This window comes from Desulfogranum marinum, from assembly GCF_016918565.1.
Classification (GTDB): Bacteria; Desulfobacterota; Desulfobulbia; order Desulfobulbales; family Desulfobulbaceae; genus Desulfogranum; species Desulfogranum marinum.
Window position 1 is genome coordinate 1 of record NZ_JAFFQD010000048.1, and the last position, 14,673, is coordinate 14,673.

The 14,673-nt window shown below is 44.7% G+C and carries 5 protein-coding genes and 1 pseudogene; 5 read left to right on the forward strand and 1 reads right to left on the reverse strand.

The annotated features are described in order from the left end of the window. Nucleotides 1-382: 382 nt before the first annotated feature. Both JWH17_RS19820 and pheT read left to right on the forward strand, forming a co-directional pair. Nucleotides 383-1,426 (forward strand): phenylalanine--tRNA ligase subunit alpha, encoded by a 1,044-nt coding sequence (locus tag JWH17_RS19820; RefSeq protein WP_205224426.1) that lies wholly within the window; start codon nucleotides 383-385, stop codon nucleotides 1,424-1,426. A gap of 18 nt (nucleotides 1,427-1,444) precedes the next feature. Next, nucleotides 1,445-3,868 carry a phenylalanine--tRNA ligase subunit beta gene (gene pheT, locus JWH17_RS19825; protein ID WP_205224427.1) on the forward strand — a complete coding sequence of 808 codons (2,424 nt, stop codon included), beginning with the start codon at nucleotides 1,445-1,447 and terminating at the stop codon, nucleotides 3,866-3,868. Between the two features lie 487 nt (nucleotides 3,869-4,355). Here the strand turns inward: pheT and JWH17_RS19830 are convergent, their stop codons facing one another. After that, entirely contained in the window at nucleotides 4,356-7,604 is a 3,249-nt protein-coding gene (locus tag JWH17_RS19830; protein ID WP_205224428.1) for a PocR ligand-binding domain-containing protein, read from the reverse strand. 1,168 nt (nucleotides 7,605-8,772) lie between these two features. Between JWH17_RS19830 and JWH17_RS19835 the strand changes: the two are divergent. From JWH17_RS19835 to JWH17_RS19845, 3 genes and pseudogenes are all read left to right on the forward strand, one after another. Beyond that, nucleotides 8,773-10,155 (forward strand): annotated as a pseudogene (locus JWH17_RS19835) (PTS mannitol transporter subunit IIBC); the annotation flags it as partial. Nucleotides 10,156-10,270: 115 nt separating this feature from the next. Next, nucleotides 10,271-12,913, forward strand: a complete 2,643-nt coding sequence (gene ptsP / locus JWH17_RS19840; RefSeq protein ID WP_205224431.1) for a phosphoenolpyruvate--protein phosphotransferase — start codon at nucleotides 10,271-10,273, stop codon at nucleotides 12,911-12,913. A 20-nt stretch (nucleotides 12,914-12,933) separates the two neighbouring features. Continuing rightward, nucleotides 12,934-14,670, forward strand: coding sequence for an alcohol dehydrogenase catalytic domain-containing protein (locus tag JWH17_RS19845; protein ID WP_205224433.1), 1,737 nt, complete (start codon nucleotides 12,934-12,936; stop codon nucleotides 14,668-14,670). The last annotated feature ends 3 nt before the right edge of the window (nucleotides 14,671-14,673 follow it).

The following is a 14,673-nucleotide window of genomic DNA, read 5'->3' on the forward strand; positions in this document are numbered from 1 at the left end:
GAAATAGTTAATCAAGTAATTTTAGCGACTTACTAAAAAAACTTTACCAGGAATCGTAAAAAGAGCATCCCTTAAAAGGCGATTTTCTCTTACTAAATCAAATAAATAGCTTCTCGCGGACAGACACTAACTATGATTGCAAACGTGCATCAAATGCACTCTTTTTAAATTATTGTGCCGAAATATTCAGGATCAAATTGACACAATAAATTTTTCCCCTATATTGGGTAGAAACATACAAAGGGTATATTTTTTCCTCTTTCTCGTTTACCGTGATGGATGAGGCAAAAAATGCTGAAGGTTTGAAATACTAATCGAGGCTCCCCATGGGGAGCTTTTTTGTGTCTATCGTGGCCAATGATAGATGGTGAAGAGGTAAAGCATGCTGGAAAAGCTGGAAGAATTACAAAAAGAATTCCGTGAGTCGGTGGGAACGTTGGCAGACAAAAACAGTCTTGCTGATTTCAAGGCCGATTACCTTGGGAAAAAGGGGAAATTAAATGACATCCTCAAAGGGATGCGTGAAGCTTCTGCAGACGTGCGGAAGACTGTGGGTGCAAAAGCCAATGAATTTAAGCAGGAGATCCAGGACAGCTTATCTGCTCAACTGCTGAAAATCGAAACGGCTGCGATAAACGCAAAGCTTGAAGAAAACTGGCAGGATATCAGCTTTACCGATAGCGTCAAAGCGAAGGGGCTCTTGGCTGCCGGCTATCATCCAGTTACCATCATCCAGCGTGAGATTGAGGATATCTTTATCTCCATGGGATTTGACATACTGGACGGCCCTCATATTGAGGACGATTTTCACAATTTTGAAGCACTCAATATCCCAGATACCCATCCAGCAAGAGATATGCAGGACACCTTCTGGTTTGCAGATATGAAGCATCTGCTGCGGACACACACCTCCACTATCCAGGTAAGAGGAATGGAGGCCAACGACCCTCCTTTCAAATTTATCGGCCCTGGAAAGGTTTTTCGCTGTGAGGCCACCGATGCAAGCCACGAAATGGCTTTCCATCAACTGGAAGGAATGATGGTGGGCAAGGATATCTCGGTAGCCAACCTGATTTATTTTATGAAAGCCCTCCTTTCTGAAATTTTTCGTCAAGATGTGAATGTTAGACTGCGCCCCGGCTTCTTCCCCTTTGTAGAACCTGGATTTGAACTTGATATCGAATGTCTTATCTGCGCAGGAAAAGGCTGTTCCGTCTGCAAGCAAACCGGTTGGGTAGAACTGCTTCCCTGCGGCATGATCCATCCCAATGTTTTAAAAGCCGGTGGTATCGACCCCAAAAAATGGAATGGCTTTGCTTTTGGACTGGGCCTTGATCGGCTTGTTATGATGCGTTATCACATTGATGATATTCGCCATCTGCATGGTGCAGATTTACGTTTTGCAGAACAGTTCAAGTCCTATTGAGAGCAGAGGAGATTATCAGTGAATATTAGTATTAATTGGATAAAAGATTATGTGGATCTCCCTGAGGATATTTCTCCGGAAGAGTTGGGGGTAAAATTTACCCTGGCCACCTGCGAAGTGGAAGGCGTGGAGACCACCGGTGCTCATCTGGAGCAAATTAAGGTTGTAGAGATAACCACCATAGAGCCGCATCCCGATGCGGACAAACTGCGCCTGGTAAGCTTTAACACCGGAGAAGACGAAAAACGGGTCGTATGCGGCGCGCCCAATGTCGAAGTTGGTAAAAAAGTACCCTTTGCCTCTGTAGGGGTAACCCTTCCCGGCGGGTTTACCCTGACTCCCAAAAAAATCAGGGGGGTTGAAAGTGCAGGAATGCTCTGCTCCGAAGTTGAACTGGGCTTGAGTGAGGATCACAGCGGACTCATGATCCTGCCTGAAGACGCCACGGTCGGACAAACACTTGCCGAACACCTCGGAGCCACCAGTGATATACTTTTCGACATAGATAACAAATCCATCACCCACCGTCCTGATTTGTGGGGACATTACGGTATGGCCCGTGAATTTGCAGCAGTGTTTAACAAACCGTTGAAAGACTGTTTTAACGAAGAATGGCAAAATTCTATTCGTAGTCTGTACACTGATGAGGCTGCGCCGGTGAGCGTCCACGTAGACGCTGATTCCTCCTGCTTGGGCTACAAAGGCCTCAGCATGGACAATATCACCATTAAACCCAGCCCTCAGTGGATGCAGGAACGTCTTCGTCTCTGCGGCCTACGCCCCATCAGCAATATCGTGGATATATCCAACTATGTGATGCTGGAACTGGGAATGCCCAATCATATCTTTAACCGCGAGACCATCCGCGGCGGTGAAATCCATGTACGCCGCATGGGCGAAGAGGGCACCTTTGTCACTTTGGATGAGCAAGAACGAAAAATGCTGCCCACCGATACCATGGTCTGCGACAAGGAAGGGCCTTCTGTTATTGGCGGCATCATGGGTGGTCTTTACAGTGGTGTCAAAGACGATACTACTAAAATCTTCATCGAAGCGGCTAACTGGAAGGATTCCGAAATTCGCAAAGTGAGTGTTCGCCTTGGACTGCGAACCGACTCCTCACAGCGGTACGAGAAGTGCCTGGATACCAACCAGCTAGAACGTTCCATCTTGCGTATTGTTGAGCTGGTTCGTGAAAGTTGTCCTGAAGCCAGGGTTGTAGGCTCCATGCAGGAGGACGGAGTTCAGCCTACTCCTGAACTGCAGATCGAAATCAGCCATGCAAAAGTCTGCAAAGTGCTGGGGAAAGATGTTCCGGAGGAGCAGATTATTGCGATTCTTGAATCCCTGGACTTTCTCGTTGAAAAGAAAGGAGAGCAACTAACCGTTACCGTTCCCAGCTACCGCGCCACAAAAGATATTGAATACGAGGATGACCTGATCGAAGAGGTCGGCCGAATCATCGGTTACGATAACATAGTTCCTGTTTCTCCTAAAAACATAATTGAAACCGTACGACTGGGTGAAGCCAAACTGATGCAGCGCCGTATCCAGAATTTCATGGTCTTCAATGGCAGGGCCCTGGAAGTGATGACCTATCCCATGGTAGGCGAAAAACTGCTGGAGCAGGCAGACTGGCCGGTGAAAAACGATAAACTGGAGCTGGTAAATGCCCTGTCCCACGAATTAAGCCGCATGCGCCCCAGTATGGTCCCCTCACTGTTGGAAAAGGCCGCCTTGAACCAGAAAAACTTTACTTCCTTCCGGTTTTTTGAAATGGGCCGTTCGTATCAAGAGCTGGAAGGGGATGCCTACAGCCAGGACCGATATCAGTTGGGCGTGGTTTTCTTTGATAAAACCGCGTCTCCGTTTATGAATCTGCTCAATGTAATGCAGCCCCTGATGAGTTACTTAAACCTCAATGCACAGTTTGAGGAAAAGAACGACAAGTTTCCCAATCCCCACGTTCCTGCGGATTGGCCGGGACTGCATCCCAATGAGTATGTAAACATCAGGGTGATGGGGAAACATTGTGGTTTTCTTACCACTGTTCATCCGGTAATCACTCGACAATTCAAAATTAAGGGCAATGTGTCTCTGGCTATTTTTGATATAACCGATTTCATGAATCAACGGATCAAAGATAAAACCAAGTACAAAGCTCTGCCCAGATTTCCATGGTCTGAGTTTGATTGCACTGTTGTTGCCGAAAGCCGGATTCCAGTTGGTGATATTCTCAGTGTCCTTGGCAAGCTGAAGGTCAAGGAAGTGGCAAACGCTAAGGTGGTGGATGTGTTCAAATTAAGTGATGAACAAAAATCAGTCACCCTGCGGACGACTTTTATGGATCGTGAAAAAACCCTGAGCCCGGAAATAATAAAGGAACTTGAGGATAAAGTTGTGGCCACTTTGGCTGATGGCGGATTCCCCTTAAAAGTATAATAAGAGAGTCAATGAATCTGCTTTGCCGGGCAGCATCGTTTATACAACAAATACAATAGAATAGGCTCCACATTCCGCCCCCGAAAGAAACTTTTTCTTTCGGGGGCAGCCGTTTATGGGCAGTTCTTTTTTTCGACTTCAAACACCGGGATCTTTGATGTAGAAATCGAGACTAAAATAAGACACTCTTATACAGCAAGGGTAATTTTATCTAAAAACCTCTCCAATAACCAATTATTCAAGAAACAGGAATAGTGTAACCTTTCAGGTTTACTTAAATAGTTAACATTCCCAATACTCAGCTTCTTCCATTTCTTCGCAAGGCATTTTTGCAAGCTATCAGTAGTCCCATAGGTGTGGGGAAAGAGCTCAATTATTGGTATTGATAGAAGAAATTTAAACTATTCCAGTAGCAGTTGATTTTGAGCTTGTAGTTAACAGCATTAATCTGAACAAAACAAAAGTCGACTTTAGGTTGATCAATTTTCTATTTTTTCAACTCTTCCTTTATGGCTACTCCTAACTTTTCGAGAGTTAAAGGTTTTTTTAAATATTTTCCTGCGCCTAAATCCTGAGTTTTTTTAACATCACTTGTTTCAGAAAACCCACTGACTATAATTGCTTTTTGATTTGGATGAATCAGTATAATCCTCTTATACGTTTCATAACCGTTAATACCAGGTTCCATTATCATATCAATCAGTAACAGGTCAACCGATTGCTTCTTGATGTATTCAACGGCCTCTTCTCCACTTGAAACTGTTTGCACACTATACCCTAGCCTTTCTAGCATGTTGCTGGATATTTCTCGTTGACTCTGTACATCATCAATAACCAGAATTATCTCGCCGTTACCCATATAGTCATTGATATTAAACGACCTACTATCAGTGACCTCTTCTTCTCGTGTTATCGGAAAGAACAGCTTAAATGCAGTACCATCATTCATACTGGTCACCACATCGATGTAACCATCGTGATCCTGAACAATGCTCCAGACTATTGCTAATCCCAGGCCTGTCCCACTTCTACCCATTATCTTCTTTGTATAAAAAGGTTCAAATATCCTTTCGAGATCCTCATCGGCAATTCCTGGACCATTGTCTTTTACGGTTATAAGGGCATATTCCCCTTGGCGAACATCATTATATCTACTTACGGGCCTGTCTAAATAGCAGTTTTTGGTTGAAATAACAACATGGCCTCCTCCAACAATTGCCTCAGCTGCATTATAGACCAAGTTCATTAATACTTTTCGCAGGTGAACAGAAGAGCCCTTGACATTAAACAACTCACTATCCAGGTCTATTCGAAATTTTACCGATGGATTAAACTGTTTTATTTGTTTAAATTCAGGAGAATTAAAAAAGTCTTCAACAAGGCTATTTATACTCACTGGCTCTTTCGTTATTGCAACACCTCTAGCAACAGTTAAAAGCTCTTGAACGATAGCAGTTGCCCTATTTCCAGATTCCATTATTCTTTCTATAGGTTTTCTCAACTTGTCATCTTTATCCATATCTAAAAGAATTAGTTCTGGATAGCTAACAACTCCCGACAGAATGTTATTCAAATCGTGGGCTACTCCTCCTGCTAAAAGCCCAAGAGATTCCATTTTTTTTGAACGAGCTAGTTTTTCTTCACTTTCAAGCAAAGCTTTTTCTTTTTCTTTAATACTTGACAAATCAAAAATATATCCTGTCAAATATTGAATAGATTCAACAACAAATGATCTAAAACTGACAAATCCTACAAATATGCTCCCATCTTTTCTCAATATTTTATATTCATTCCCATCAACGGGGTTGCCATCAAAAAAATCTTGCATCATGTATAATGCTTTACCCTGATCTTCAGGAGATATAACTTTGTCAATATTTAGCCCTAATTTCAGGTCATTTTGATTATACCCAGTCATCTCAAACATGGCTTGGTTTGCAAATAAGATATTACCTTTAATGTCTATTTCAAAAATGCCAATCGGCAATACCTCAGTTAAGGCCTTATAGCGTTCCCTGCTCGCCCTCAGTGATTTTTCTATTTTCTCCCTTTCTACTATGGAACGAGCTTGTTGGATATTCTGATGTGCAGTAGTTGAAAGCTGATTCGCGAGAGTAAAGAGTACCTGAGCGATCCGTTCAAACTGATATCTCGACATAGACGGTACTTCACGGAATGCTTCTATAACAGCTGTCTCGTCAGCACCAATTTTTTGAGCATAGATGCGCATTTTTTCTTCAGACTGTGTCTCATCACGCACTTGCCCAATTAACCAGTTGGCTATATGTTTACCACCAATTGATATTGCAGCGCCAGCATCCCAGAGTCCTCCACTAAGACAAGGTTGAACAATTGGCCCATCAGGATTAAATCTTCCCAAACAAGCGTCAGATTTAAAGCAGTTACTTAAACCTTTCTCTGTTTTACGAATAATTTCATTACAGAGTCTACAAAAGTTACTGGCATTCGTAATGGGGCTTCCAGCCGGGGTTGTGATAATAGAGGCGACACCTGTAGCTTCTGCAAACTCGTCTTGAAGACGTTGAATATCTTCTATCTTGAAAAGATCCTCGAAGGCAATAGACTTAAAATCATCCAATGCTCCTGTCAGGGTAGTAATTTTTTTCTCAAGGGCCACTTCGTTTCGTTTACGCTCGGTAATGTCTCGGCTAATTCCAACAAGACCAATAAAATCGTCCTGATTATTGAATAATGGCACTTTATTCGTTTCATAAAAGATGGTTTGATTATTTTTATTCAGATAGCTATGTTCAGCTTGATAGGGCTTTAAATTTTTTACAACTTGTTCGTCACTCATCCTGCGTAATTGAGATTTTTCTGCAGAAAATATTTCCGAATCGGTTTTACCTAAAATATCTACCCGACTCATCTCAAGCATGTCTTCAAAAGCTTTATTAACTAATAAATATTTTCCTTTAGTATCTTTAAAATAAATGACGTCTGGAATAGATTCTATCAGTGCTTGAAGTTTCGCCTTTGTTTCATATGTTTCATTTTCTAGCTTAAGCCGACCTGCTTTGCTCAATAAAGTAAATATCAGGACAGAAATACAGAGTATGGTAATAAATATAAGTATTCGAGTTATAAATATTTCCTGATTCTTAGCCTTAGTTACTTCAAGGATTTCAAATAAAGGTGTTGATAAACCTATAGTCCAAACATAATTGCCAAATTTTACTGGCGTCCAAGCTGCAATTTCAGGCCCTTTTTCAGGTAACCAGATGTACCAACCAACTCCTTCTCGTGAATGTAAAACATCATCTGTCATTTTTTCATAATGACTTGCACCATAGTGCACTTGTGATTCAAATATTTCCTCCATACTTTTCCCACGATACGCATCAGGAAAGTCTGAACTTAAATCAAAAACAACATGATCGGGTGCGTAGATCCATGCATCACCATTTTCCAATAAATGGATTGGAGCAACAAACTTTTTCAATATGTTTTGTTCAATAGTGGTGATATCCGTTCCTTTTCCCAACTGATCAGCAATATACAATTCCGTTGCTCTTGCAACTGAACGTACAATCTCTAATTGAGTTTCTTGGTATGAGTTAATTATTGCTTGCCGTAATGCATTTTTATAGTGAAAGGATACATACCAACCCACGCTGACAACAAAAACAACAGCAGCAAACAAATATATTTCCGACCTTTGAAGTGTGTACCACCAAGTCTTGGATTGCTTTTCAGACATTATGGTTTCTTTCATGGCCGTTCCTTGTATATAAAAAAGTTAATTAGCGCTTGTCCGTGAGAAGCTAGTTATCTGATTTAGCAAGAGAAAATCTCATAACCAGCAGCTACCTTTAGCAGAAGCTGCCCCTGCCCCCCTAAGACGAAAGAGTTGGAAAAGATCAGCGATATACTTGATGAAAATATTATCATATACGACCTGGCTCTACAAGATATGGCTCATTAACGCAAAAGAGCGATGCTAAAAGTAACGCCTGCGGTATGACTGCAGAGTAGGGTATACACGAAGCATCCGTAAAACAAATAGAGGGCTGCAGCTATAGAGAATTGGAATTTCGACTAGTTGATTCCTGGGCGTATGGCCTTTTCTGTAGAATACCACTTGGGATACATTTTAAAATCTGATTACGTACAAAACTCAGCCAATTACCTACTGAAACAGACAGGGGACTGATTTTATTTCTCTTTTAAACCCGGGAGACAGATCGAAGTCTTCGCTATCTAATTTTCATAAAAACCATGTAAACGTTTTCGCAAAGAAGGCCGAATACTTTGCCGATTTTACAATTTTTAATAACTGACAAGTGTGGACAAAGCTCATTTTCGCTTCCTTTAAAATACATTTACTTACTATTTGATTTTGTTTTTGAATGATAGTTCAATTAGATAGGCAGGCATTAAGGCTATGAAGCTGCCGATTTTGGGATAACAAGACTTTTGTAGATAACTATATCTTACACGAGCGGTATAAAAGACCAAAAAACATAAAAGCCTGAAAACGATTGCCGGCAGACAGGTTCCTAACAGGTAAAATTCGACAAGGTTGAAAATTTTTATATAACTATAATTACATAAAAACAAACAACATTTACCACATCCACCCTCTTAAGAGATCCTGAACGAACAATTACTCTTGACACCATTATATGTAATCGTTTACATATAACTCTAAAGGTTGGGTCATTACGAGTAACTGCTAATGACTCGCCGGACAGTTTTATTGAGGAAATGGTGGTTATTGAGTCACGCAAACCTATACCAAGGGGCGTCTCAAGCAAAACAGGCCGTTACCAAGATTTGGCGGCTTCCTGGGCGGGGTATTCACTCCCGTAACGATTGCGCTTGAGGCATTATGGGCTTGATTGGGGAGAAAATGCAAACTAGGTAACAAGGAGGATCTGTTTATGCCCGCTAACACGTTAAAAGTAGGAGCTCAGTCATTTGGTCGATTTCTAAGCGGTATGGTAATGCCTAATATTGGGGCATTTATTGCTTGGGGATTAATTACAGCGTTGTTTATTCCAACCGGCTGGTTGCCCAGTGAAAAACTAGCATCACTTGTGGGCCCGATGATCACCTACTTACTACCGCTTTTAATTGGTTATACCGGTGGTAAGATTGTTGGTGGCGATCGTGGAGCGGTCGCCGGTGCAGTCACGACAATGGGCGTCATTGTTGGTAGTGGTATACCCATGTTCATGGGTGCTATGATTGCCGGCCCACTGGGCGGGTACGCAGTAATTAAGTTTGATCAACGGATACACGGCAAGATTAAGCCTGGCTTTGAGATGCTCGTCAACAACTTTTCACTTGGCATCATCTCCATGGTGGCGGCATTAATAGCCTACGTCATAATTGGTCCGATTGTTTCTGCAGTCACTACGGCCCTAGCATCCGGTGTTGGCTGGATCGTAGAAATGTCGCTCCTGCCGCTGGTGTCCATCATTGTTGAGCCTGCAAAAATTCTCTTTTTAAATAATGCTATTAACCATGGTGTGTTCACACCTCTTGGAGCGGAACAAGCTGCCAAGATCGGTTCATCCATCTACTATCTGATTGAAACCAACCCTGGTCCAGGTCTGGGAATTCTACTGGCATACATGGTGTTTGGTAAAGGTACCGCACAAAAGTCATCTTACGGTGCGGCGATCATTCACTTCTTTGGTGGTATCCATGAGATCTACTTCCCTTACGTACTGATGAAGCCAAGACTGATCATCGCTGTCATTGCCGGCGGCATGGTTGGTGTTGGATTTAACATGTTCACCGGTAACGCACTGGTTGGTCCTCCATCTCCAGGTTCTGTCTTTGCTTTGACCCTGATGTCCACCAAAGGAATGGGTATCGTATTAACCTTGAGTTCCATTGCACTGTCAGCCCTTACCTCGTTCCTTATTGGTGCCATATTCGTCCGCATGGATGCATCTGAAACCGATGACCTTGAAGCAGCGCAAGCTGCAGTTGCTGCCTCCAAGGCAGAATCAAAGGGAAAAGATGCTGCACCTGAAGCAGTTGTACCCGGAACAATTCATAAGATTGTTGTTGCCTGCGATGCAGGTATGGGTTCTTCAGCCATGGGCGCAACCGTGCTTCGTGGCAAGGTCAATGATGCAGGTCTTGATATAGAAGTGACCAATGCTGCCATCAATGACCTTAAAGATGCGGACATCGTTATCACTCAAAACGAATTAACTCCTCGTGCACAGGCTAAGCTTCCCAGTGCTCAACACTTCAGTATCGATAATTTTATGGATGCCGGCTTTTATGATGACCTGGTAGCCAAGCTGAAATAAGCAGGTAGTTTTAGCTAAGTATCGTTTGATGAGGAGTACAAGGCGGCAGGATGAAGGGGGCAGGCTTTAAACCTTGCCCCCGGATTACACAAAGTGAGTGGAGGTCATTATGTCTTTTTTCAAGAAGTTACTTAGTGGTAAAAAAAGCCCAGAGGTAAGCAAGCAGCCTGAAGTAACAGAGGAAACCGTTCAGCAATCAGCACCGCAAGAAAAGAGAACAGCTGAAGAAAACAGCCTAACGGTTAGCTCGCAACAGATAGCGTTAAACGTCCAGGCAACAACCAAAAAAGATGTCCTTGAATTGATTGCTCAAAACCTGTCTGCTCTGGGACTCGTTAGCGGAGACTATCTGGAACCACTGATGGCCAGGGAAGAAAAGGTCAGTACCTATCTAATTAATGGGGTTGCCATCCCCCATGGGGTGAATGAAGCCAAGGACCAGGTTGTTAAAACCGGTGTTTTTATTGCTCAGGTTCCCCAAGGTATTCCCTGGAATGACAAGGGCGATATAGCACACCTGATTGTTGGCATTGCAGCGAAAGGCCAGGATCATTTAAGTCTGCTCCAACGCCTCACCGAGGTGGTCATGGATCAAGCGCTTGCTGAAAAACTGGCCGGTACAACCGATAAAAACGATATTTTAAATGCACTCAACGCCACCGATCAGGCGCCCTCTGAGTCAGAGCCGGAACAGCTGGAAGATTTCTCAACAACTGCCGTGGCCAATGTTGTCGATGTTCAGGGGATGCACGCCCGCCCAGCAAGCCTGATTGCAGAGCGTGCTGCAACTTTTTCTGAAACAGATATCCGTATTCGCAATGACCAAAAGACCGCCAATGGTAAATCCATGGCATCCCTTTTGGCCATGGGCGCCAGCCTTGACGACGAGCTGGTAATTTCTGCACAAGGGCCGGAAGCCGATCAAGCTGCTCAGGTACTGGCTGAGATGATTAATCAAGGCCTGGATAGTGATGAAAATGAGGATAATGCGTCCTACAATCCTCTGGCAGTATTGTCCGCCCTGCCCGCCCCTCAATGTCGTGTGACGATAACCGGTTCTGCGGCATCACCCGGTATTACGATGGCACCTGCATTTCGATTGCATTCGAGAAAAATGACATTCGAGGAGAATGCACAAGACGCCAAAGAGGAAGCCAAACGCTTTAGCACTGCCCTGACCGAGGCCGCCCATCAATTGGACGAACTGCAAGCCAACATGCAAACCAGGGCGCCAAAGGAAGCTGCTATCTTACACGCTCAAAAGCAATTGCTGCAGGATGAGCTGGTCTTGACCGACAGTGAAAAATACATTGTCAACGGTAAGACTGCTGCCTGGTCTTTTCATCAAGCCATTGAAAAGCAGGTCGATTCCCTAAAAAAGGTTGATAATGAACGGTTACGAGCAAGGATTGCGGATCTCATTGATGTCCGTGATCGTGTAGTGGCCTTGATGGTGCCGGCTAGTTCATCGGTTGTGTACCCGCAAACAGATTTCGTTTTGATGGCAAAAGATTTAACGCCCTCGCAGACAGCCGGCTTACATGGCCTGAAGGTTCGCGGCATCTGTACGGAGCTTGGCGGCCCTAACAGTCATATGGCTATTCTTGCCCGAGCTCTGGGGATTCCGGCAGTAGTCGGCCTGGGCGACGGAAGTCTTACAAACATTGAGGATGGTGACCTGATTATTGTCGATCCACAGGCCTCTTCCATTTACGTTGATCCGGATGAGGCAACACAGAAGAATGGGTTGAAATGGAAGAAGCAATGGAATCAGATTCGCAAAACGGAAGATGCGCAAAAACATAAGGTAGCTGAAACAAAGGATGGTCATCGCGTCGATGTCGTTTGCAATATCGCCAAACCTGAAGACGCGAAACTTGTATTGGAAAATGGTGGTGAGGGGGTAGGCTTATTACGGACTGAGTTTCTTTTTGAATCTTCAGTTGCAGAACCTTCGATTGAAGAGCAATCCGAGAGCCTGAAAGCGATTGTAGAGGAACTCGGCAGTCGTCAGTTAATCGTACGTACCGCAGATATCGGTGGGGACAAGCCGGTGTCCTGGATGCATATTCCCCATGAAGAAAACCCTTTTCTGGGTATGCGTGGAGTTCGCCTTTCGTTTAAATATGAAGACATGTTCAGGCGTCAACTGGAAGCCATTTACCAGGTAGCGCTTTGGCAGCAAGAGACAACCGGATCGACCGGAATCCACATTATGTTTCCCATGATCGGCAGGATGTCAGAGTGGCAAAAAGCACGGGATATTGCAGAGAAAGTTCGTTCGCAGTTAAACGCTCCCAAGCTGCCGCTTGGTATCATGATTGAGGTGCCTTCAGCGGTAATGATTGCTGATCAACTTGCCCTGGAGGTGGATTTCTTTTCAATCGGTTCAAACGACTTAACCCAATACGCTCTTGCCATAGATCGAGGGCATCCTGATCTTTGCAATGAAGCAGACAGTTATCATCCCGCACTCGTGAAAATGATCGAAATGACGGTAAAAGCTGCACAGACAAATGGAAAGTGGGTAGGCGTTTGCGGCAATGCAGCTGCAAATCCAAATCTTGCAACCCTTCTGGTCGGCTTGGGGGTAAGCGAACTCTCTGTCAGTCCAACCAATGTGGCGGCGGTCAAAAATATCATCCGCGCAGTAAGCTTTGCTAAATTACAGGAAAAAGCAAACAAGGCGCTCCAGATGGGCAGTTCGGAAGCCGTTATGGAGCTGTACAAGCATAACGACGATTTACTCTAGAGTACTCCAAGGAGACAATCATGACATCGCAATATAAAAAATATCACGCTGCAGAGATTAATGTGCCTGAAAAAGGCTTGGTCTGGAATATGTATGGAGCCGGAGAAGAGAATATCGGCAAGGACAATAAGCCGGAATCTCTGTCCATCCCAAAACCTGCAGCAAACCAGATGCTGGTACGTATAGACTCGGTGGGGCTCTGCTTCTCCGATGTAAAATTGATCAACATGGGCGGCAGTCATCCCAAGCTATACAACCGGGATCTCTCCAAAGAACCGGGCAGGCTTGGTCATGAAGCGTCACTTACAGTGGTCGAAGTTGGTGAAGAGTTGAAAGACCGGTACCACGCCGGCCAGCGGTTAGCTGTCCAACCCGATATTTATCAGAATGGGAAGAGTACAGCTTATGGGTACACTATTCCAGGTGGCCTTATCCAGTACCACCTGATCGGTCCGGAAATGCTTGAGACCGATGAGGGAGAATGCCTGCTGCCCGTTGATGACTCCATGGGCTATGCCGAGGCCTCGCTCTTGGAGCCTTGGGGTTGTGTACTTGCTTCCTACACCCAGCGCAGGCGATTGGACCCTAAAGAAGGCGGTGTGATGTGGATCATCGGCTCTCCCGGCGATACAACCGAATATAATTTTTCCAAAGGGTTGGATGCTCCAGCCGTGATTATCCTTTCCGATGCTCCTGCAGCTGTTGCCGATCTTGCCGCAAAGACAACAGCCAAGGTGGAAGTTCGTAACGGTATCACTGTTGAACAGTACGAAGAGCTTGGCCAAGAATTTACCGACGGTAACGGATTTGACGATATCGTCATGCTTGATCCACATTCTGCAGACATGGTCGGCAAAGTGGCTAAGTATATCGCCCGTCGGGGTACCATGAACATGGTCGGCAAGACTCCTCTGGATGGGCTTGTCGATACCGATGTCGGCCGGCTTCATTATGATTACATCGCTTTCATCGGCAACCAGGGCCCGGACATCGCGGCTTCCTATGGCGAGCAACGCAACAGGTGTGAGCTCTCCCCCAATGGAACCACAGTCTTTGTTGGAGCTGGAGGCCCCATGGGGCAGATGCATGTCCAGCGTGCCATCGAGCTGCCTGATGGCCCCAAAACAGTTATTGCCACAGAGGTGAGCGATCTGAGACTGGAAGCCATTGTTGACCGTTTCTCAGCACTCGCTGAAAAGAACGGTCGCAAACTCCTGACCTTCAACCCTCAAACCAGCGACAAGTCGCTCCATGAGTTTGTCATGGAGGCTACCGGTGGAAAAGGGGCTGAAGATGTGGTGGTGAGTGTACCCATTGCAGGTGTTATGGCTGAAAGCGATACACTCATGAATGAAAACGGGATGCTGGTGTTCTTTGCCGGCGTTCCCAATGGTACCATGGCCCCAATGAACCTGAGCAACGTGTATTTGCATAACGCTCAGTATACCGGCACCTCCGGCCTGACCTTGGAAGACCAGCGTCAGGTGCTCAATCAGGCCTCCGGCGGTTCGCTTTCACCTGCAAGAAGCGTTGGCGCCATCGGCGGGATGAACGTGGCGAAAGAAGGTATCCAGGCGGTTATCGACGGAAAATATGCAGGTAAAATTGTTATCTTTCCACAAATTGAAGATCTGCCACTCCTTGGACTTGATGAACTCCATAAGCACTTCCCTGAAATCGCAGAGAAACTCGAACCGGGAAATATGTGGACCTTGGAAGCGGAAGAAGCGTTGTTTGAAAAATTTTGGAAGGGGTGAGAT

Excerpts from the sequence above, each read along its gene's own strand:
- JWH17_RS19820 (WP_205224426.1), top strand. The coding sequence starts at position 383 with ATGCTGGAAAAGCTGGAAGAATTACAAAAAGAATTCCGTGAGTCGGTG.
- JWH17_RS19845 (WP_205224433.1), top strand. The coding sequence starts at position 12,934 with ATGACATCGCAATATAAAAAATATCACGCTGCAGAGATTAATGTGCCT.
- ptsP (WP_205224431.1), top strand. The coding sequence starts at position 10,271 with ATGTCTTTTTTCAAGAAGTTACTTAGTGGTAAAAAAAGCCCAGAGGTA.
- JWH17_RS19830 (WP_205224428.1), bottom strand. The coding sequence starts at position 7,604 with ATGAAAGAAACCATAATGTCTGAAAAGCAATCCAAGACTTGGTGGTAC.